The 19729-nt window shown below is 57.0% G+C and carries 19 protein-coding genes and 1 tRNA gene; 8 read left to right on the top strand and 12 right to left on the bottom strand.

All coding sequences use genetic code 11. The features are described 5' to 3' along the window. From fliF to HZB34_04800, 9 genes are all read right to left on the bottom strand, one after another. A complete protein-coding gene (gene fliF / locus HZB34_04840; protein ID MBI5315276.1) occupies positions 1 to 1557 on the bottom strand; it encodes a flagellar M-ring protein FliF in 1557 nt (518 codons plus the stop codon). Between the two features lie 176 nt (positions 1558 to 1733). Next, a complete protein-coding gene (gene fliE / locus HZB34_04835) occupies positions 1734 to 2039 on the bottom strand; it encodes a flagellar hook-basal body complex protein FliE (protein MBI5315275.1) in 306 nt (101 codons plus the stop codon). Between the two features lie 2 nt (positions 2040 to 2041). Then, positions 2042 to 2491, bottom strand: coding sequence for a flagellar basal body rod protein FlgC (flgC, locus tag HZB34_04830; GenBank protein MBI5315274.1), 450 nt, complete (start codon positions 2489 to 2491; stop codon positions 2042 to 2044). Between the two features lie 88 nt (positions 2492 to 2579). Beyond that, a complete protein-coding gene (gene flgB / locus HZB34_04825; protein MBI5315273.1) occupies positions 2580 to 2987 on the bottom strand; it encodes a flagellar basal body rod protein FlgB in 408 nt (135 codons plus the stop codon). A 185-nt stretch (positions 2988 to 3172) separates the two neighbouring features. Then, on the bottom strand, positions 3173 to 4564 hold the full coding sequence (locus HZB34_04820) for a sigma-54-dependent Fis family transcriptional regulator (GenBank protein MBI5315272.1): 1392 nt from the start codon (positions 4562 to 4564) through the stop codon (positions 3173 to 3175). Positions 4565 to 4575: 11 nt separating this feature from the next. After that, positions 4576 to 5850, bottom strand: a complete 1275-nt coding sequence (locus tag HZB34_04815; protein MBI5315271.1) for a PAS domain S-box protein — start codon at positions 5848 to 5850, stop codon at positions 4576 to 4578. Further along, positions 5850 to 7997 carry a tetratricopeptide repeat protein gene (locus tag HZB34_04810; GenBank protein ID MBI5315270.1) on the bottom strand — a complete coding sequence of 716 codons (2148 nt, stop codon included), beginning with the start codon at positions 7995 to 7997 and terminating at the stop codon, positions 5850 to 5852. The genes HZB34_04815 and HZB34_04810 overlap by 1 nt, the downstream gene beginning before the upstream one ends. A gap of 346 nt (positions 7998 to 8343) precedes the next feature. Beyond that, entirely contained in the window at positions 8344 to 9753 is a 1410-nt protein-coding gene (locus HZB34_04805; GenBank protein MBI5315269.1) for a sigma-54-dependent Fis family transcriptional regulator, read from the bottom strand. Between the two features lie 418 nt (positions 9754 to 10171). Further along, the gene (locus HZB34_04800) at positions 10172 to 10900 is read right to left on the bottom strand and encodes a response regulator transcription factor (GenBank protein MBI5315268.1); all 729 of its coding nucleotides are present in this window, start codon (positions 10898 to 10900) and stop codon (positions 10172 to 10174) included. A 352-nt stretch (positions 10901 to 11252) separates the two neighbouring features. Here HZB34_04800 and HZB34_04795 point away from each other — a divergent pair, with 352 nt between their 5' ends. From HZB34_04795 to sthA, 4 genes are all read left to right on the top strand, one after another. After that, the gene (locus tag HZB34_04795; protein MBI5315267.1) at positions 11253 to 11783 is read left to right on the top strand and encodes a polymer-forming cytoskeletal protein; all 531 of its coding nucleotides are present in this window, start codon (positions 11253 to 11255) and stop codon (positions 11781 to 11783) included. Between the two features lie 108 nt (positions 11784 to 11891). After that, positions 11892 to 12293 carry a polymer-forming cytoskeletal protein gene (locus tag HZB34_04790; protein MBI5315266.1) on the top strand — a complete coding sequence of 134 codons (402 nt, stop codon included), beginning with the start codon at positions 11892 to 11894 and terminating at the stop codon, positions 12291 to 12293. Between the two features lie 18 nt (positions 12294 to 12311). Further along, positions 12312 to 13181, top strand: coding sequence for an HDOD domain-containing protein (locus tag HZB34_04785; GenBank protein MBI5315265.1), 870 nt, complete (start codon positions 12312 to 12314; stop codon positions 13179 to 13181). Next, positions 13178 to 14590, top strand: a complete 1413-nt coding sequence (gene sthA, locus HZB34_04780; GenBank protein ID MBI5315264.1) for a Si-specific NAD(P)(+) transhydrogenase — start codon at positions 13178 to 13180, stop codon at positions 14588 to 14590. Before HZB34_04785 ends, sthA begins: the two co-directional genes overlap by 4 nt. Positions 14591 to 14691: 101 nt before the next feature. On the opposite strand, the gene HZB34_04775 is transcribed toward sthA, so the two are convergent. Further along, positions 14692 to 15279, bottom strand: coding sequence for a hypothetical protein (locus HZB34_04775; GenBank protein ID MBI5315263.1), 588 nt, complete (start codon positions 15277 to 15279; stop codon positions 14692 to 14694). A 205-nt stretch (positions 15280 to 15484) separates the two neighbouring features. Here HZB34_04775 and HZB34_04770 point away from each other — a divergent pair, with 205 nt between their 5' ends. The 4 genes from HZB34_04770 (at position 15485) to HZB34_04755 (ending at position 17289) form a co-directional block, all read left to right on the top strand. Further along, the gene (locus tag HZB34_04770) at positions 15485 to 16051 is read left to right on the top strand and encodes a hypothetical protein (GenBank protein ID MBI5315262.1); all 567 of its coding nucleotides are present in this window, start codon (positions 15485 to 15487) and stop codon (positions 16049 to 16051) included. A 150-nt stretch (positions 16052 to 16201) separates the two neighbouring features. Continuing rightward, positions 16202 to 16726: a Slp family lipoprotein gene (locus tag HZB34_04765; GenBank protein ID MBI5315261.1), complete on the top strand. Its 525-nt coding sequence runs from the start codon at positions 16202 to 16204 to the stop codon at positions 16724 to 16726. 137 nt (positions 16727 to 16863) lie between these two features. After that, positions 16864 to 16939, top strand: a tRNA-Met gene (locus HZB34_04760). 101 nt (positions 16940 to 17040) lie between these two features. Further along, positions 17041 to 17289: a hypothetical protein gene (locus tag HZB34_04755; protein MBI5315260.1), complete on the top strand. Its 249-nt coding sequence runs from the start codon at positions 17041 to 17043 to the stop codon at positions 17287 to 17289. A gap of 233 nt (positions 17290 to 17522) precedes the next feature. Here HZB34_04755 and lexA read toward each other — a convergent pair whose 3' ends face one another. Both lexA and HZB34_04745 read right to left on the bottom strand, forming a co-directional pair. Continuing rightward, on the bottom strand, positions 17523 to 18068 hold the full coding sequence (gene lexA, locus HZB34_04750; protein MBI5315259.1) for a repressor LexA: 546 nt from the start codon (positions 18066 to 18068) through the stop codon (positions 17523 to 17525). Between the two features lie 448 nt (positions 18069 to 18516). After that, complete coding sequence (locus tag HZB34_04745; GenBank protein ID MBI5315258.1) at positions 18517 to 19401, bottom strand: META domain-containing protein; 885 nt, start codon at positions 19399 to 19401, stop codon at positions 18517 to 18519. Positions 19402 to 19729: the final 328 nt, after the last annotated feature.

Raw genomic sequence — 19729 nt, 5'->3', positions numbered from 1 at the left:
TCACTGACCGGCCTTCAGCCATTGCTTGACCACCACAGCCGTGGCATCAGGATTACCCCGGGCCATATCGACGATCTGTGAACGGGGCTTTCCCGCCAATGACGCTTCGACCTGGCTCACCGAAGCGGGAAGACCCAGCGCTGACCCCTCGGACGATGACCCGGTCGTCCCCAACATCGCCATCAAGGGGCGAACAACCATGAAGAGGATCAGGAGAAAGAGCCCTCCTCCAACCGCATAGCGAATATACGGAATGAAGGAATTGGTCGGTTCCGCCGCCGCCTCAATCCCCTGCGCGGGAGGCTCTTCAGTCGCAATGTCAAATTGCACGTTGGTCACCTGGACTTGATCCTGCCGCTCTGCCGAATAACCCATGGCTTTTTTCACGATCTCTTCGATGCGCTTCATGTCTTCTTCAGGCCGTGCGATGTACTTCTTGGCCGCATCGGATACAGGCTTGCCATCCTCAGACGCCTTCGCGCTTTCGTACATGCCGTCCACGAGCACCGCCACGGACAGTTGTTTGATGGTACCGGTGGACTCCACGACCCGGGACACCGTCCGGCTGATTTCGTAATTCACGGTTTCGTTCTTGGTCTGATTTGCGCTCGAACTCGTTTGAGCCGGCTCCTGGATTGCCCCCTCCGGGACATTTGACTGGACACCGGGTACGCCACCGGAGACACCGTTGACCCCACTGGCTTTTTCCTGGCCGCGCTGCTCGCTCCTCACGACTTGACTGTTGGGATCGTATCGCTCCTCAGTGGTTTCTATTTTTCGGAAGTCGAGAATGCTGGACACCCGCACCACGGCTTTATTCACCCCGACGATCCGCTCCAACATCGTTTGGATGCGTGTTTCGATATCCTTTTCAAGCGTCCGCTGATACTCCAACTGTGACCCGGTCAACCCTGCTGCATCGTCGCCACCGGCCGCCGACGAGAGGAGTCGCCCATGTCCATCCACCACGGTCACATCCTTGACCTGGAGGCCCTCGACGCTGCTCGACACGAGGTGAACGATCCCGTTGACTTGTGTCTTGGCGAGGGCCTGTCCGTTCCGCAACGAGACGACAACCGAAGCGCGAGCCCGATTCTCGTCACTAGAGAACAAACGACGCTCCGGGGTGGCCAGGTGGACCCGCGCCCGTTCAATTTCCGGCATTTGCGCAATGGTCCTGGCCAGCTCCCCCTGCAGTGCGCGCCGATAATTGAGCTTCTGAACAAAATCGGATACGCCGATCGATGAGCGATCGAAGATTTCGAAACCGACTCCACCACCATGGGGAAGTCCCTGCGTGGCCAGCTGCAATCGCAGTTCATGGACTTGCGCGCTGGGGACAAGAACGGTCGTCCCTCCGCCGGTCGTTTCATACGGCACTTTCGTTTCTTTCAGCTTGTCTACTATCCCTGCCGCATCCTCGGGATTGAGGTTCGTAAACAGCACTTGCATGTCAGGCTGCTGTGTCCAGAGCGTCACGGCGATGAGGCCCGCAATGGAACCGGCCAGCGCCACCAGAATGATCATGCGTTGGTTGATGGAAAACTTAGACAGCATACGCGTCCCTATTCCTCAATAGCCCACATGGCACAATACGAACGGCTCCTGCAGGATGCTCAAAAAGTTCGTCCAGCAAGGCCGCAGGCGAATCGAAACCGGAGGCGTACCCTCAGGGGTACGTTGAGGATTTCGATGAGCCGAGAACGATGCTGGCGGACTTTTTCAGCATCCTGTCAGATTTGCATCCGCTGAATTTCTTCATATGCCGACAATATCTTGTTCCTGATCTGCATCATCAGTTGGAACGACACATCGGCTTCCTGTAAGGCCACCATCGTCTGGTGGATGTTCTGTGTCTGACCGGTCATCAATGCTTCAGTCGCCTGGTTGGCTTGAATTTGAATGTCATTGGCCTTACTGATCGCAGACTGCAGTGAATTCATAAATCCACCAGATGGAGCAGCACCGGCCGGATGAGCGGCTGGGGCATTACCGATGAAGGATGATGCAGGAATTGCGATCGCTTTGATCTGGTCCATGGCTACCTCCCGATCTCCAGCGCCTTATTCCACATGGCGCGGGTCGCGTTAATCGCTTGCACGTTGGCTTCGTATGAGCGGGATGCCCCGATCATGTTCACCATTTCTTCCATGACATTGATATTGGGCATCTTGACGAACCCCTTCTTGTCTGCGTCCGGATGGCGCGGATCATAGATCACCTGTCCGGGCCTGGCATCTTCTTTCACCCGCAGTACCTTGACGCCATCAAGAGCGTGGGCCCCTGGCCCCGTCGACACCTGGCGAAATGCCCGTTGGAAGGGACTGGCGACCGGCGTGGATTGAAACACCACGTCCCGGCGCTTATAGGGCCCTCCTCCTGCCGTATGGGTGGACTGTGCGTTCGCCAGATTGCTGGAAATCACATTGAGCCGTTGACGTTGCGCATCAAGGGCCGTCACTGACACTGCCATGCTGTCAGTCATCTCCATATCGACCTCCGTGGAAGAAGGTTAAGGTTGAGGTCAAGTGAGCCGAGAGTTCTTTACTCAACCTGAACCTTAACCTCAGCCTGATGGGTTATCGCCCCTCGCGGATCGCCCCCATCAAGTGGCGAAACCGAATCGCCATGATCGACGCAGCGCTGTTATACTGCATCGCGTTATCCGACATCTTGGCCATTTCCAGTTCGATGTTCACGGTGTTGGCATCCAAGGGAAGATCCCCGGCAGGCACGGGGTTGAGATCTCCCGTGACCTGTTGCACCGCATCCCCGTGCACACCCATGTGCTGGCTCTGAGTCACCACAAGCGTGACGGGACCTCTCCCCCGCTGTGCCGCCTGCAAGGAATCCTGAAAGTTGAAGTCGGCTGCGCGATACCCGGGTGTTTCTTCATTCGCGATATTCGAGGCAATCACCCGTTGTCTGGCTTGTCGTAAATCCAGAGTGCGATGGAGCAATTGCATGGTGTGATCAATGAGCGTCATGATACGTCCCTCCTGATGCTGTGCCGCACATTCAGGGATTCAGGCTGAAGGGGTTCAGGCCGAAGTGCTCGGAACTTCGACCTTCAGCCTGAACCCCTTCAGCCTAGCTACCTACCTATCTAGGCATCTTTGCCGACCGGCAAAACCTGCCGGCTGTTTTTACCCCCATCATGCCGGTTGGCCGGTTATGGAGCGAGCTGACAACCGGCCCCCCGATACTCTCGAAGCTTGTTCCGCAAGGTGCGAATGCTGATGCCCAGTTCTTTCGCCGCATGGGTGCGATTCTCCCTCACCCGCGCCAGAGTTTGAAAAATCAGTTCCCGCTCCATTTCCCACAACGACCCGTTCCCGGAAGGCTGTGGCACGGATGGGGCCGGAGTAGGAGACAGCGGTTGTCCGTCGGACTCCAGCAACAAGTGGCACGGGAGAATCGGCTCTTTCCCGGCTAACAGCACGGCACGTTCCATGACATTCTCCAGTTCACGCACGTTCCCTTTCCACCGTCTATCTTGAAGTGTGGCATAGGCCTCCGCCGATACCGTCGGCAACGGAAGGCTATTGCGCGCCGCGGAGACGGCCACGAAATGCCTCGCGAGCAACGGGATGTCCGCAGGCCGTTCCCGTAACGGCGGGACCATGATGGGAAACACATTCAGTCGGTAATACAGGTCCTCCCGAAACCGCCCCTGCTCCACTTCGTGATAGAGCGAGCGGTTTGTCGTCGCAATGACCCGGATATTGACGGAGACCGGCTCACGACCTCCCACTCGATCCACTTCCCGTTCCTGGATCACACGGAGCAACTTGGCCTGTAGACCCATGTTCATTTCGCTGATTTCATCGAGCAGCAGGGTGCCGGTGTGCGCCATTTCGAACTTGCCGATCTTCTTCATGATGGCCCCGGTAAATGCGCCACGCTCATGGCCGAACAGTTCACTCTCCAAGAGTCCATCCGGCAAGGCCGCACAATTGACGGCGATAAACGGGCGGTGCGCGCGAGGGCTTCTGCTATGGATAAAACGGGCCAACAGTTCCTTCCCTGTGCCGCTCTCTCCGTTGATAAGGATCGTCGCCTGGCTTACGGCAACCCCTTCAACGGTACTGAGGAGACGGACCATGCCGGGGTCTTGTGTCAGGATCGACCGCGGGTCGATCGGCTCAGACGATGACGTCGAGGCCTGGGCGCCTGATGCTTTCAGATTCCCGATCACCCGCTCGAACAGATCGGTGGAGAACGGCTTGAGAATGTAATCGCTTGCTCCGTACTTCATCGCCTCCACGGCGGTCTCCACCGTCCCGTAGGCGGTCATCAGGACCATCAACGTCTGTGGTGAGCGATTCTTGATCTCCTTGATCAGGTCGAGACCACCAAGCCGAGGCATCTTCAGATCGGTCACCACCAACCAGGGCCTGTAGCGGCTGACACGTTCGACTGCATCGACACCATCCACCGCCCCCTGCACGTCATACCCGAGGCGACGAACTGACTCCATCAACGCCATCCGCATAGATGGATCGTCATCGACGATTAAGATCCGCTCGCCCTGCGCAGGACTATCCGCCGGAAGGCCTTCCATGTCGTGGTCGTTCATGCGGATGTCTCCTCTTCAACGAAGTGGCCCTCATCAGTCGCCATCGAGATGTCGATCCCATCATCCCGATCGGAGACAGGACCGTGTGGAAGCACGATGGTAAACGTCGTCCCTCGCCCCTCAGAGCTCTCCACGTCGATCCGGCCCTGATGCGCTTCGACAATCGCGTGGACGATGGCCAACCCTAATCCGGTCCCTTCATCCTTTGTCGTAAAGAAGGGGTCGAAAATCCTCGATCGCTGGGCCGCAGGGATCCCGGCACCGGTATCCGAAACGGAGAGACGGAGCGCCGGCCCTCCGGGAACCTGTCCCTCCATGAGGGAGGCCGACAGCGTCAGAGTCCCGCTGCCTGGCATGGCGTGGATGCCGTTCAAAATCAGGTTCAGCAGGACTTGTTTGAGTTGCCCTGTATCGCACCAGATTCGAGCCGCAAGAGGATCGACTTCCAGACGAATGTCGACTCTGGTGTTCGCGATCGCATGGGCGGCCAACGTCAATGAATCCAGCATGAGGGCTTCTGTCTCATGCCATTCGCCGTGGGGGCAGTCAGGTTTGGTATAGACCAGAAGATTGGTCAGGAGGCGATTCATCATGTGGACGGACGATGAAATATGCTCGGCGTATCCGCGCAAGGCCGGGACACCATTCAAATCGCGCCGCAACATCGACGCGAACAGTTCGATGCTGCCGAGGGGGTTTCGAATTTCGTGGGCAATCCGCCCGACCATCTCACCCATGGCCGCCAGCCGATTGCGGCGCTGCAGCCGGTCCTCCAGTTCCCGCACCGCCGTGACGTCCTGAATCAAGACCACACTTCCTGTGTGGCGCCCTTCGCCGGTCTCCAAGGCGCGTGTGGAGAGTGCGACGGCCGCACCCTGTCGCGTCGTCAAGGGGTAGGCATCGCCGTCCAACTGCGCCTCCTTGAGACAGGCGGCTAAGGAACGGCCCAGAATCTGTTCACGCTTCAGTCCGAGCAGTTGCTCGCCGGCCTGGTTACAACGGGTGATCGTCCCTCCAGTATCCAGCACGAGCAAGCCGGTCGAGAGGGACTCGACAATCGCCGTCAGGTGCTCCCGCAATTCTTCATTGGCGCGCAGATTCCGGCCGAGCGCCTCGTTGCGGTCGGCAAGTTCCACGTCCAGCTCCTCCAACCGTGACGTCAGGGTCTGATAGGATTGTTGCAACGTCGCAGCTGCATCGTCGAAACTTCGAAACGCTTCATGCAACAACGCACTATCCGTGGCTCCCGAGACAGGCTGTACGTTCAACATTATTCCCCTTCCTTTCCCATGGCCGCTTGGAGGCTTATCTGCACCGCCGCTGCAACACGATGGAGCAGCGGATCGTCAAAGCCTGCCTCCGATGCCACGGCCCTCGGCCCTGGTTCTTTCCCATCCTTGGCCGCTGAGTTCATGGCGAGCTGCACACGCGCCCATTCCGCCGCCGGCTGGTCAGGCCCTGCCTTCAGTGCCTCCTTGTAGAGATCCGCAGCCCGTTCCGGTTGATGCAGTTTCACGAGCAGATCGGCATACAGCAGAATATCGTGTGGCGCCCGGAGCGCATTGTGGCGCCATGCGCGCTCGAATGCCGCCACAGCCTCCTCCGGCTGTTGATCTTCTGCCAACGTCCGCGCAAGCGTCACATAGATCCAGTCTTGCGCCGCATCGCGCGGTTCTAATCGCGCCCATCGCTTCAGAACCCTGATGGCGCTCCGGCGATCTCCCTGTTCAAGCATGGCCGCGGTCAATTGCCGTGAGACCAACGGAGACCGCGGGCTCTGCGGATACTGAAGACGGAAACTTTCGAATACGTTTCTGGCGGCCGACGGGTCTGACTGATCCATATAACTTTCGCCCAGGCCGATAAGCACCGCTTCGTGAAGGGGGGGCACCTTCCGGCCCTTCACAAATGTCTGATAGAGGTGGACCGCCTCGGTCGGGAAACCGAGCCGTCGATGGACATCGGCGACCTCCAGTAACGTAGGCGTCCCGATGTAATACTGTTCCGGAGCCTGCCCGTGGCTATGAAACAGCGTGAGCGCCTGGATATCCTTCTTGTCCTTGAGTGCCGCTTCCAACTGGGGTTTCAATACTGAGGTCAGATGGAGTCCCGCAGCCGGGGGCCAGGGATCATGGAGAATGACGCCTGCCCGCCGGGTGACGTCTTGGTACACCTGGATACCGCGAGCAGGATTCCCTTGCAATTCATAGTGCTCTGCCAAATGGAACAGCGCTTCGCTGCCGAGCATGTCATCACGATGTTCCAGCGCAATGGTCTTATAGAGATCCTCTGCGCTGGACGGCTCCAGATACGAGATGCCGCTACCCCGGATGATACCCTCCACCTTTTTACGCAGGAGTCCTTCTCCCGCCGACGCCGCAATTTCCTGTTCGATTTGCGACAACCGCATGCGAGCCACAGCGCCTGCCGCTGTATCTGGATACTGGGTTTGGGCAGCCGTGTAAAAAATCTCAGCCGGCCTTCGCAAGCCGAGCCGGCTATGGCTGTCCCCGAGGCGGACGAGCGCCGTACCAGCATGCCGGTTTGACGGAAACAGGTTGTACAAGAGCATATCGATTGCACAGGCCCTTCTCAGTTCCTGAATATCAAAGAGGGCGTCGCCATACTGCTGCAATGCATCAGGATTGTGTTTGAGGAAATCAGGCCAGCGCCGGGACAGGAGATCGTATATCGGCACTGCATCAGGCTTACGCCACTGGGCATAGAGCGCATTGGCCAGCTCCAACGTGGCTCTCTTGACAAGGCGATCGTCCGTAGCCCGTTTTCGAACCTGGTCGAAGGCCCGTTCCGCTTCCGTCCATCGACCCAACTCGCCAAGTACGCCCCCCAAAGCAAGCAGGGAGCGGTCCGCATCCGGACGAGGCAGGTCGAGGGAAAGCGCATACTCATAGGCGCCGACAGCCTCTTGATACCATCGCAATTCGACATACAGATCGCCGACTCGCCAGAGCGCCCGGAACGCATTGGGATTTTTTGGATACTGGCCGATGATGCTGCGATATTGCTCAATCGCGTCTCGCCGGCCATGGTCGGTTGGATTCTCGATCAGGGTAAGTTCCGCCAGGAAGGCCTTCAACGGCGGGATCAATGAGCTGGAGGAATCCAGAGTGGCAAGCTTGTCGAAGCCGGCACGGGCGATGGCATGCTGCCCGCTGCCAAGTGCGTCAACCGCAGCCTGGAATTGTAAGGCCCCGGCCCCCTCCACGGTTCGATCATAGCGGGGCCCATCGTCCGGCAGGGCCATGCGCGTTGGGGACGTCCCCAGGCCCGCTTGAGATGAACTCACAGTGGTCGGTGATGGCGTGACCGACGCATCTGTCAGCTCACCGGCAAAACCGGAATACAGTGGAAGGCCCAGCATAAGCGAGCCGAGGATGCACCAATTGCAAGAGTTCATGGTACTCATACCCACACAGAGCAGTCAGCAATTTCTGTGCCCTTTGAATGGCGTCGCGAATTTCTGGCGTAACGAATGAACATGCGGCTTGCCGCGCCACGATTCATCGAAACCCGTCAAACATCCGACGCCCCGCTCGCTCATCCGTCAATCGATTGACGGAGCGGGTACTGGGAGCGCCGCACATATTCAACACGATGGCGTCAGGGGACGATCAGGAATGATGTGCTGGAGGAGGATCACGCGAGACAGGTTCATCTGGTCTCTCTGGTTCATTTCGTTCAACCCAACAACCAGACTAACCAGATGAACAAGACAGACCAGAGAGACCGTGTTCAGCGCCCCGCTAAAAGACCGGGCAGCCTTGAGTCTTCGAGGCAAACCCCTTGCGCTTCATCTTCTCGACGAGGGTGGTGCGGTTTACATGGAGCAGCTGGGCGGCCTTGCTCGTAATCCCGTTGGCTTGTCGAAGCGCGCCGATGATGAGACGGTTCTCTAATTGCTCAACCTCTCGCGACAGGTTCACCCCCTGATCGCTGAAGGGAATGAACTGCGCCTCGGCCGGATCGGCAGAGACCGGGCGGCGCTGCAGCCGCTCCGGAAGATCGGCGACTTCGATCGTTCCCGAGCGACTCAAGACCACGAGACGCTCGATGATATTCTCCAATTCCCGGATATTTCCAGGCCAGTGATAGTCCATGAGACAGCTCAGCGCCTCAGGAGAACAGCTCGCCGCGGAAGCCCGTCTCCCGCGCATCATTCTTTTCAAGAAATGATTCACTAATTGGGGAATGTCGCTGCGCCGCTCTCTCAACGGTGGAATGGTGACAGGGATGACATTCAGACGATAGTAGAGATCTTCACGGAACCGCTTCTGCTGCACGGCCAGCTCCAGGTCCTGATTGGTCGCGGCCACGACACGGACATCCACGTCGATCGTTCTGCTGCCCCCCACCCGTTCGAACGAACGCTCTTGCAGCACCCGCAGCAGCTTGACTTGCAGTGCGAGGCTCAACTCACCGATTTCATCCAGAAAGATCGTCCCGCCGTGCGCCGCCTCAAACCGGCCTATTCGCGTATGCGCCGCGCCAGTGAACGCTCCCTTCTCGTGTCCGAATAATTCAGATTCGAGGAGATTCTCGGGAATCGCGCCGCAATTGACCGGGACAAGCGGACGGTCTTTGGTTTCACTGTTAAAATGCAGCATGCGCGCGACCAACTCCTTGCCGGTCCCGCTCTCCCCTTGAATCAAGACGGTGCTGTCGCAGTCCGCAACCTTTGCCACAAAATCAAGCACGCGCCGGATCGGTTCGCTCGTACCGACGAACTGCTCCATCCGGTATTGCTCACTGACGGCTCTCCGGGACGATGGCTTGTTCTCGCGACGGCGATGCACCTCCACGGCCTTGTCGACCAGATTCGCAAGGACTTCGTTGTCGAACGGTTTTGCGAGAAAATCAAAGGCGCCGGCCTTCATCGCTTTGACAGCACTGTCGATTGAGCCGTGGCCGGTCATCACAATCCCAATCACGTTGGAATCGATCTGGAGAATGCGCTCCAGGACGGCACAGCCGTCGATATCGGGCAGCTTCAAATCCGTCACCAGCATGTGAACAGGCATCTCCTGGGCTACGCGTATGGCCTCCTGCCCGCTCCCGACAATCGTCACCCGACGACCTTCCCGAGATAACAGCCGCTGAAGCAGACTCTGCAGGCCTGTGTCGTCCTCTACCACAAGAATAGACAAGAGACTCATGCTGTATTCCTCATAATAATGTGATGGCCTATGACACCAGTTCGTTACTGGCACAGAGAATCCCGGTCATTACGTGATAGGCGTAAACCGACCTTATCGGGGATTTGCTGTGACGAACTACACGCAACGCGTCAATACTAAGCGTATTAGAGATCTCCAGATCAGAAAGTGCTTAATAGCTCTACTGATGCTGAGATTATGGGGTTACTTAATATCGCAATTGGCTCTATTAAGCAGAGCCTATACGCTCTATTACGGCTCTATTGTTTTGGACTACATGTTCTGTCGGATGGTTGCAGTGACTCGCAAGCGAGACATGCGAGGTCCTCACGAAGGCGCGACTAGAGATCTTGAAGGAAAGAGAGGAAGCGATTCGCAGGATCGCGCGCGGGGGGGGGCACAGCCGGATCGCGGTCGGTTACCGGAGGTACGCGGAAGTCTTACCCAACCTCGGAAATGAATCCTGGCCCGACTGGCTCGCTGAGGCAGAGTCACGGATGAAAAGAGCCGCAGCTTGAGCGCGTCTGGTTACTTTCAGCTTCTGGAAGATGAACCGGATATAGTTCTTCACCGTCTTATCGCTCAGGTCGAGCGATGAACCGATTTCCTTGTTGGTTTTTCCCTCGGCAACAAGCGCAAGCACTCGTTGCTGCTGGGTGGAGAGGGTCGTTCGCTTGGGCTCGGATTCCTCATCTGTTTGTCGCCGCACCCGGGTCAAGAGCGGCTGGGTAATCGCGGGGTCAAGAATCGACTGGCCCTGGGCCACTGCATGAATAGCCTGCCGCAAGCCTTCAGCATCCACTTGTTTCAACAGATAGCCGGCTGCCCCCCCGATAACTGCCGCCAACACGGCCTCATTATCCGGATAGGAGGTGAGGAAGAGTACCTTCGTGGCAGGGCAGGACTCTCTGATGGCGCGACAGGCCTCCACTCCGTCGCCAGTGGGCAAGCGGACATCCATGAGCACCACATCCGGATTGAGATCGAGAGCTGCAGCTATGGCAGCGTCGGCAGTAGCGGCTTCTCCGACAACCTTGATGTCGCGCGCTCGAGTGAGCACGGCCCGCAACCCGACTCTGGTGACTTCATGATCGTCCACCAGTAACACCCTGACCGGTTGAGTCGTCGCGAGAAGTTTCGTTTTCATCTGGAACCCCTATAAGAAAAATGCGGCATGTGGCAGCAGAATCTATATGCATCCACCCCTAATGACAATAATGCTATTCAGCTCTAGAAATCTGACAGCAAGCCTAATACTTTCAGGGAAATTGCAACAAATACGGATTATCGTGTCCTACGTATATGTACCAGGCCTTGCTATGGCGCCATGAGAGTGGACCATACCCGGCCTTCCTTTTGGCAGCGAGCCAGTCCGACATACTGTTGGCCTGACTACATCCACACAGCATGCTCAATATTTCTCTCCGCCCAACCGATACAGTTGCTGACAGACTCCGGGCACGGCTATTCCTGTCTGAACAACTAGAGGAGGACCCACGATGTGGCAGCCGGATAAACAGGACAACAGACGTTCGACCTACCCCCTCTCAAGCGAAAGCCTCCCGACGTCTGCCGGCACCAGGCCGGAATCGTCTGAGACCATCGTCGCCTTCGTCGGCAAAGGCGTCGAATTTAAGGGAACGATCACCTACAGCGGGACGGTGAGGATCGACGGGGCGCTTGATGGAGAGATCCATACAGATGGGAGCCTGTTGGTCGGAGAAGGAGCCGTGATCACCGCGAAGGTGACGGCGGGAACCATTGTGTGCATGGGTAAAATAACAGGCGATGTCACGGCCAAAGAAAAGGTCAAACTGCAGGCTCCCGCTGTCCTCAGCGGCGGGGTGAAGACGCCGGTACTTTCGATTGAAGAGGGGGTCCTCTTCAACGGGTCGCTCGAGATGACCCAAATGGTTCGCGAAGTGCCTCGCGAAGTACCCCGAGACGTACCTCGCGAGGTGCCGCGAGTGAAGCCACCTCGCCCCGTCGAGGATTCGGAGGCCGTGGCTCTCAAGCGAGCCACCGCCTAGGGCAGACGCAAGGAGTCGTCATTCAGATGAGCAGGAGCCCTCTATGAGGAGGATGGGATCGTGGCCTTTGGGAGAAATCAGCCGGGGCAAGTGACAAGACCGGGCGAGATGACATTCCTGGGAAAGGACGTAGTCTTCGAAGGCATCCTGACCATGGAGGGAGACGTGCGGCTTGATGGCCGGCTTAGGGGCGAACTCCACACCACCGGGACGCTGACTGTCGGAGAAGATGCAATCGTCAAAGGCACCGTCAAGGCGGGAATCTTGATCACGAGCGGCAAGATTAACGGCTATGTCATTGCCTCGAAAAAAATCAAGATCCTCAAACCAGCCATTTTGATCGGAGATATCCGCACGCCCGCGATTTCCATTGAAGGAGGAGCGCGTTTTCACGGCTCGTCCGACATGGGAGCCAATACCGGAGTCGAAAGCAACCGTCTATCGGACGAGAAGGTGTACACGATTCAGAATCTTTCTGCCGACAAGTGTTCCGACAGACAGCAATCGTGAGACCAGATTGCCCCTATTATGGATACGACAACACAACAGCCTCACAATGTAGGACTGCCGGAGCAGGCTGAACAACTGTTGGTCGAACGGATCGACAAGGATCGCATCGACCTCCCCGTGCTGCCACAGGTCGCGGGCAAGGTCATGGCGCTGGCCAACGATCCCTCGGCTGATGCAGCCCGTCTGTCGGCCCTCATTCACCACGACCAGGCATTGGCAGCCCACGTGCTGAGAGTGGCCAACTCTCCCGCCTATATGCCACGGACTCCGATTGCCTCGCTCCAACATGCCGTCGCCATGCTCGGTGTGAATCAACTATCGGAGATCGCCGTCACGATCTCTCTGAAGAGCGGGGCTGTCAAGGTGCCGGGACACGAGGCCGACTTAAAGCAACTCTGGCGCCACGCCCTGGCCAGCGGAGCCTACGCCAAGGAAATCGCGCGCACGCGCCGATACAATGTCGAAGGCGCCTACCTCTGCGGACTCCTGCATGCGGTTGGGAAACCGGTGGTGCTCAAAACCGTCACGACCATTGCCGCAGAACTGCATAGACCACTCGCCCCGAGCTTGCTGGCCTCCCTCCTCGACGGCTACCACTCCCGCATCGGCAGCTTGATCGCGGTTGAATGGGCCTTGCCCCCGCAAGTGGCGGAAGCCATCACCTTTTATAGAGTCTATGAACAGGCGCCTTCGCATCGGCAGGAAGTCATGATGACGTGCCTGGCAGACCGGTTGGCAACCTATCTGCTCATTCCCGATTCATTCGATGACAACACGATTCGTGAACACAGCGTCTTTGCCGATCTTAATCTCTATCCCAACGATATCGACTCCTTGCTCAGCCTCAAAGAGAAGATCCTCAATCTCGTGGATACAATGGCGCAATGAGTACCGTAATCCACTATGACATTGTGGTGATCGGGAGCGGCCCGTCCGGTCAAAAGGCTGCCATCCAGGGCGCCAAAGCCGGCAGGCACGTGGCAATGATCGAACGCGAGCCGGGGGTGGGCGGCGGCTGTGTGTACCGGGGAACGATTCCCAGCAAAACGCTCCGCGAGAGCGCGCTGCAAACCAGCCGGATGAAACGGTCCTCCGGGACGCCAGACATGCCTGCCCCATCGGGTCTGATGGTCTCCGCTCTGATGCGCCACTTGGACGAAGTCGTTGCATCGCACGGCGACTATATGATGAACCAGCTGACGCGCAACGGCATCACATTGTTCCATGGCCGGGCCCGTTTTCTCTCCGACCACTTGATCGAACTGCTGACGGTTGACGGCATGACACAAACGGTCACCGCCGACACGATCGTCATCGCCACAGGGTCCAGGCCTCGCGCCCCGGTCAACATCCCGATCGACCATGAACATATCCTGGACAGCGACTCCATTCTCTCCATGATCTACCTGCCACGCTCGCTCACGGTACTGGGCGGAGGCATCATTGCATCGGAATACGCGTCGATCTTCGCCGCGCTCGGCGTCCAAGTCACCCTCATCGATCGAGCGCCTCGGCCTCTCCAGTTTTTCGATGAAGAACTCGTTCGTGTGTTTACGCAATGCTTCGAACTGGAGGGGGGGCGCTATTATGGGGGACAGACGATCCAGGACGTTCGGTGGGATGGGATCTCTCAGGTGGTGACAACCCTCCAGGACGGGCAGGTGTTTGCAAGCGATAAGATGCTCGTGGCCTTGGGGCGGCAACCAAACCTGGAGGACCTCAACTTCAGCGCCACCGGCTTGACCCTCACAGAAAAAGGAGCCCTGGCCGTCAACGAGCACTGCCAAACCGTTGTGCCACACATTTACGGCGTCGGCGATCTCATCGGCCCACCTGGTCTTGCCTCCTCTGCCATGGAACAGGGCCGGCGTGCCGTCTGCCATGCCTTGGGTCTCTCGGAAGGACCATCCGGAGGCCTCATTCCGGTCGGAATATACACGATCCCCGAAATGTCCAGCATCGGCATGGACGAAGCAGCGGCCCGTACAAGGTACCGTGGAATCATAGCAGGCCGGGCACGGTTCGACGAAATCGCCCGCGGTCAGATCTCAGGGATCAGCCACGGCTTACTGAAAATGATCGCTGATCCGACAGGGGAACACCTTCTCGGCGTCCAAATTGTCGGGGAGGGAGCGACGGAACTGATTCATATGGGCCAGATGGCGCTTCAGCATGCTGCCTCGATTGACTCATTTGTCGAAAACATCTTCAACTTCCCCACGCTGGCTGAATCCTATCGTGTGGCAGCGCTTGATATCGTGGGCCAACGTCAGAAACGCCTCTCCGCCGCCGCATAACACACGCGAGACTGGCGGGAAAGGCGAGACGCGCGCGACGCGATGGTTCGAGGTGTGAAGTTCGAGGTGCCAGGTTTCCGGAACTTCGAACACTTCGGCCTTCAGTCTTCTGCCTTCTGCCCTGCCGATAATCCAACAGCCAGAAAACGTTCATCGATCGCATCGAGAAGATGCCGCCGCAGCCCCTCACGAAATGGCGCAAGACTACCATCGCGGAGATAGCGATCGACCGTGCGAGGCAGCCGCCGCCTCCAAGCCTGGGCAGCCTGTCTTGTACTCTGTGCCACAGGTCCACCTTGAATAAGTACGCTAAGGACTTCACGCTCGAAAAACTCCACATGCCCCTCTTCATCTTCCAAAATCGAGGTCAGATCGGGCCGCAAGGAGACCAACAGCCTCGCAAACTCTAACCCCAACGCTTCATACCCGTAGAGATGCACCACGAGGATCCTCCATTGACTAGGCATACGAGGCAGCGCCGTCTTGTCATGGGAACTGACTCCTAACAGCAGCTCAAACTGTTTGAGATGCTGCGCTTCTTCTTCCTCATGGCGCCGCAAAAACTTGAGCGCCGCGGCCGGAACGTCTTGCGCCTGCGCGGAGCGTACAGCCCACAAGGCCATGGCCTCCGCCTTAAGAAACTGTTCCAGGATCGCCCGTTCACAGGTGGAGGGAAGCTGATAGGTCATGCGCCCAGTCTACCGGAACGTCCTGGCGGAACCAACATCAGGGGAAATGCGGTGTGTTGTCCTCTTGACCGGAGCCTTCGAGATGGGCGACCCCTTTTTTCTGGGTAAGATTTTAGACGGCGCAATACGTGCTATTGACATACCTGCCTTCTCTCCGTAGGCTCACGGAAAATACTGTGAAAGCCCTTTGATCTCTGGTGGCAGCGTGAGACCCAGTCATCTGAATGACATTCGGCATCGATGGACAGTCGTGTCACTCCTGGTGATGACGCTACTGACGTCCGGCTGTCCACGAGTGTTGCATCTGAACTATCAGCCCTCCACGCCGATCAAGGGGAGTGGAACAATACAGGTTGATCCTTTCCACTACGCCGGCCATCCAACCCGTCTCGTGAAGGAAAAAGAGCTTGAATCGATCGTCAAAAACCCCGAGGCCCTCTATCTCTCGCAGGATATCAGCATATTTTTTACCAATGCGCTCAAGGCAGAATTAGCCTTTGGAGGATACGACGTCCAACCAGCCTCAACGCGCATCGTATCAGGCGCGATCGAACACTTCTTGATCGAGTATGTCGGCGAGACCGACCAACGTTTCCAGATTCAGGCGACTTTCACCATCGTGCGGAAGGATGCTCCGCTGTTCACAACATCCTGCCGTGCAGAACCGCAGCGTTCAATCGACTGGATGGGTAGCGGGCTGCTGATTGATCGGGGCATTACGGACTGTATCAAGGAATTCATGACAAGGGCACAGACAGCGGGCGCATTGTAGGCGAACAACCGTGCGAGACATGCGAGAAAGGCGCGACGTGGACAGACTGGATTCCCACCCCGTCTTGCCCGTCTTACGAGTCACGCGCGTCTCGTTTTTCCCGCCAGTCGCGCACGTCTCACGCGCCAGAGCATGAGAAGGCATCTGGGCATGAAATCTCTGAACCGAATCCTGTTTCTCCTGACCCTGTGCCTGGTCGTCGGGTGTAGCCCGATCCCGAGTAAATATCTGCGTGACGCGGAGCCCGGCGTCACTCTCACGTCGCTTCAGAATACTTCCAATTACTACCAGGACAAGCTCGTGATTCTGGGTGGCACGATCGTGGAGGAGGAAATGAGGGACGGACGGTTATGGTTGCACGTGGTGAATCGGCCGCTCGATCGGGATTACCGGCCACAACTCCCGCCCAGCCCGAACGATCCTGAAGGCGGGTCCTACTGGGTCGTGGTCGGGAACCGGATGAATTTTCCCGATTCGTACCGTTATTGGGGAGACATGATCGTCGTCGGACGGGTCGCCGTTTTGGCACCGGGGAAAGAGCCGGTTCTCAAGATGGTCTATGTGCGCGGCAGGGGTTCTCAGGCAGCCCATGACGGATCATGGGAAGATGCCGTTGACGCAAACTATCTTCTCTCCACGCCGGCGGGAGTCATCGACGATATGGGCCGCCGATAGCGCAGGGGCATTTGTCCTTCTGATCGCCGGCGTGATATAGTCCACGCCTCTGTAGGGATGTGTTGTATCCTGAGTCGCATCCTTCAGGCTTCTGTCGGTAGCCCCAAGTGCAAGCTCGCCTGTACCCCCAACCGCGTGGCGGTGTAGCTCAGTTGGTAGAGCAGCGGACTCATAAGCCGCGGGTCCCCCGTTCAATCCGGGGCACCGCCACCAAATCACAGTTCGATTGTCTGTCTGGTTTATTTGGTTCGTTTGGTTTCTTTGGTTCTTCGAACCACACCAACTACACAAACGAGAGAGACCAAAGAAACCAGATGCTGCGTTCTTTATTCGCAACAGCCACCGGCAAACACCTGCTGCTGCTGGGCGACACAGCAGCAGCGATCACAGAGTTCGACGGTTGCGTGGGTCATCCCATCGACGCAGGCTATTCGTCGCGGGACCATCGCCCCGCAGTCGGCACAGGCGCCGGCGACTGGATTGTCTGCCCTACAATCTTGAGTCAGCATGGAGTGGTATTCTTGTGTTCGGGCGAGCGCGCCGATTACAGACAGCCGACATAAACTCCCGCCCGCCTGTGAGGTTTGCCAGATTCCGCCACAACCGAATCGGAGTTGGCTCCGTTTTGGTTCGGTACAACTCTCCCTGCACTTCACGTAACTGTCCCTTCAATGACTCCACGGTTCGTTTCAACTCAACGAGCCGGTCTGTCCCAATGGGTCTATCTACTGTGGGCAGCATGTCGTTCCTCCTCTCATTATCGCGTGAAGCCGCGACATAGTTTTTCTGCAAGATGTTAGACCGTACAATGACGAATCACTCCGATGAGAAGCCCCTCAATATGAAATATATCCGAAGGTCTCACGAGTATCGGCTGCATCGCCGCATTTGCCGGATGCAGTTCAATGTGCGAGTCCTTCTTGAAGTAGATCTTGATCGTCGCGTCATGATTGACCAGCGCGACGATGGTCTGCCCGTTCCTGGCCGTCTCCTGTTTCCGCACCACCACAAGATCACCGGGGAGAATGCCGTCATCTTTCATGGATTCTCCTTTGACGCGGAGCGCAAACGTATTTCCACCCCGCAACATGCTGGGCGGAACATCGATCAATTCGGACTGGGGGACTGGCTCAATTGGTGAACCAGCTGCCACTAATCCTGCCATGGGAACTTCTGGCGATCGGACGAGTTGGTCGATTGCCACTTTCACCAGTCCAGGAATGCGCCTCATCCCTGCTTCATAACGGGCCACCGACACGCGCGTCGTCCGCAACGTGTCAGCCAGTTGCTGTTGCGTCAGTCCCAACTGTTCTCGCACTCGTTTAAGCTCTGTCGGCCTCATGATGTAACCAATGGTTACACACATTACATTCGACTGTCAAGCCCTCTTATTGGAGTCCTAATAATGAAGCTGAAAGCCCAGTCTGGCGTTAAGCCTGTGCATAACCATGCGCGAGATACCGCGATAGGATAGACAATCCGTCGCACGGACCAGTAAACACCAACAAAGATCTAGTATTTGGTGTTTCTTTTAGGTTTAACCCTTAGGACCACCATATCTTGTGGTCGTGCCCAGGATTAAACCAATGCCTAATTTATAGGCAAAGACGTATTTCAGCCGAGAAAGTGGCAGGAAATTGATGGGCGGAGAGACTTATGAACAAGGTTATCCACAGAAGCTGGGGAGAGAGTTTTGTGAAAATTTTTCTTGACCTTTCTAGAGATATTTCTCGCCCTTCCTCGACCCCTCTCCAGATTTGATAGGGATCAGGAATTCGGCGGGGGTCGGTTCAAGACTGCCCCATGCCATTTCCTTCAACTACTCCGAAAACAAGAACTACGTCCTCGTTTACATACAAGCGCAGCGTTTTTCCTTGAACCTCGAAGCGAGTTGTCGACTCCAACAATTGCAATAAATCCGTCTCAACCTGCTGCGCGTCAGCATCGAGACACGGCCGCTTCGTACTGGCAATACGCGACAGTCTCAATATGGCACCGTCCATCTCAAATATGCCGGTGAAGCGATTGCACCCGCTTGAGCCGGAGAAGCGCACTTGTTCACGGTCAAATTCGATATAGGGCTCGCCCGCGTCGAACCTGCGTTCTCTTATCTGGGTCAACGCCCACTTTTTCTTGAACAGCGAAGCCATCGTGCCGTCAGGGCCTGGATTACCCGGCTGGCTTGTCGGGCACGTCGCGCGATGCGTGACGCTCTTGGGCGTGAGGGTGGGAATGTCGTCGCGCCTGAGATCATACAGTACAGAGCTTGTTCTCGATGGACAGCAGAGCGCGTCAGATTCGGTGTATCGAACAAAATCTGCCATGATGCTTGTTGCGCTGATAAGATGAATACCTGTGAGCGAATCGTTCGTGCGCGAGTTCATCAGCAGGGGCGAGAGCGTTCCGGCATACCTGCCTTCCCAGTACACAAAAGCCTGGAATCCGAGCGGGCGGCACATTCCGTCAAACCCCGACAGCGCCGTGACAATGTTCGTCATCTCGTAACTCTGCACCGGGCCGTACAGCATCCACCCGCGCCGAACCAAGGCTCTTTCCGCCGCAGTTGCAGGCTGACGCACCTGCGCACGACATCTGTTTGTCATCGCAGATTCACCTTGCGCCGCCGACGGTTGGGGCAATTCCGGGAGACTTCCGGCTTGTCTGTTCCAGTTCACAAACGGGCGGTCAAGCCAAGAGTCATTCGCCGGCGTTTGTTGAGCCAGCGTGGAAATTGTTATGGACATTATAATCAGACCGAAGAACAACGTAGACACTGTAAAATGTTTTCCGTAACGCATAACCGCCCTCATTCCTCACGATGATGTCTGCAAGACATTGAGATGCTCATTGCAACGGTCTTGGCTTAGCACAATGCTGAAAAAGTTCGCCACTGTATGTGGACTGTTGTCTGGTCTGTCTGGTGTGTTTTGTGTATCTGGTTGATTTGGTTCATCTGGTTAGTTTCGTTCAACCAAATAAACAAAACAAACCAAACAAACCAAA

The organism is Nitrospirota bacterium, from assembly GCA_016219645.1.
GTDB lineage: Bacteria > Nitrospirota > Nitrospiria > Nitrospirales > Nitrospiraceae > Palsa-1315.
This window is presented reverse-complemented; position numbering and strand designations above follow the sequence as displayed.

What these genes read in the sequence shown, in the direction of transcription:
- fliF (MBI5315276.1), bottom strand. Translation starts at nt 1,557, where the DNA reads ATGCTGTCTAAGTTTTCCATCAACCAACGCATGATCATTCTGGTGGCG.
- fliE (MBI5315275.1), bottom strand. Translation starts at nt 2,039, where the DNA reads ATGGACCAGATCAAAGCGATCGCAATTCCTGCATCATCCTTCATCGGT.
- flgC (MBI5315274.1), bottom strand. Translation starts at nt 2,491, where the DNA reads ATGGAGATGACTGACAGCATGGCAGTGTCAGTGACGGCCCTTGATGCG.
- flgB (MBI5315273.1), bottom strand. Translation starts at nt 2,987, where the DNA reads ATGACGCTCATTGATCACACCATGCAATTGCTCCATCGCACTCTGGAT.
- HZB34_04820 (MBI5315272.1), bottom strand. Translation starts at nt 4,564, where the DNA reads ATGGAAGGCCTTCCGGCGGATAGTCCTGCGCAGGGCGAGCGGATCTTA.
- HZB34_04815 (MBI5315271.1), bottom strand. Translation starts at nt 5,850, where the DNA reads ATGTTGAACGTACAGCCTGTCTCGGGAGCCACGGATAGTGCGTTGTTG.
- HZB34_04810 (MBI5315270.1), bottom strand. Translation starts at nt 7,997, where the DNA reads ATGAACTCTTGCAATTGGTGCATCCTCGGCTCGCTTATGCTGGGCCTT.
- HZB34_04805 (MBI5315269.1), bottom strand. Translation starts at nt 9,753, where the DNA reads ATGAGTCTCTTGTCTATTCTTGTGGTAGAGGACGACACAGGCCTGCAG.
- HZB34_04800 (MBI5315268.1), bottom strand. Translation starts at nt 10,900, where the DNA reads ATGAAAACGAAACTTCTCGCGACGACTCAACCGGTCAGGGTGTTACTG.
- HZB34_04795 (MBI5315267.1), top strand. Translation starts at nt 11,253, where the DNA reads ATGTGGCAGCCGGATAAACAGGACAACAGACGTTCGACCTACCCCCTC.
- HZB34_04790 (MBI5315266.1), top strand. Translation starts at nt 11,892, where the DNA reads ATGACATTCCTGGGAAAGGACGTAGTCTTCGAAGGCATCCTGACCATG.
- HZB34_04785 (MBI5315265.1), top strand. Translation starts at nt 12,312, where the DNA reads ATGGATACGACAACACAACAGCCTCACAATGTAGGACTGCCGGAGCAG.
- sthA (MBI5315264.1), top strand. Translation starts at nt 13,178, where the DNA reads ATGAGTACCGTAATCCACTATGACATTGTGGTGATCGGGAGCGGCCCG.
- HZB34_04775 (MBI5315263.1), bottom strand. Translation starts at nt 15,279, where the DNA reads ATGACCTATCAGCTTCCCTCCACCTGTGAACGGGCGATCCTGGAACAG.
- HZB34_04765 (MBI5315261.1), top strand. Translation starts at nt 16,202, where the DNA reads ATGAAATCTCTGAACCGAATCCTGTTTCTCCTGACCCTGTGCCTGGTC.
- HZB34_04755 (MBI5315260.1), top strand. Translation starts at nt 17,041, where the DNA reads ATGCTGCGTTCTTTATTCGCAACAGCCACCGGCAAACACCTGCTGCTG.
- lexA (MBI5315259.1), bottom strand. Translation starts at nt 18,068, where the DNA reads ATGAGGCCGACAGAGCTTAAACGAGTGCGAGAACAGTTGGGACTGACG.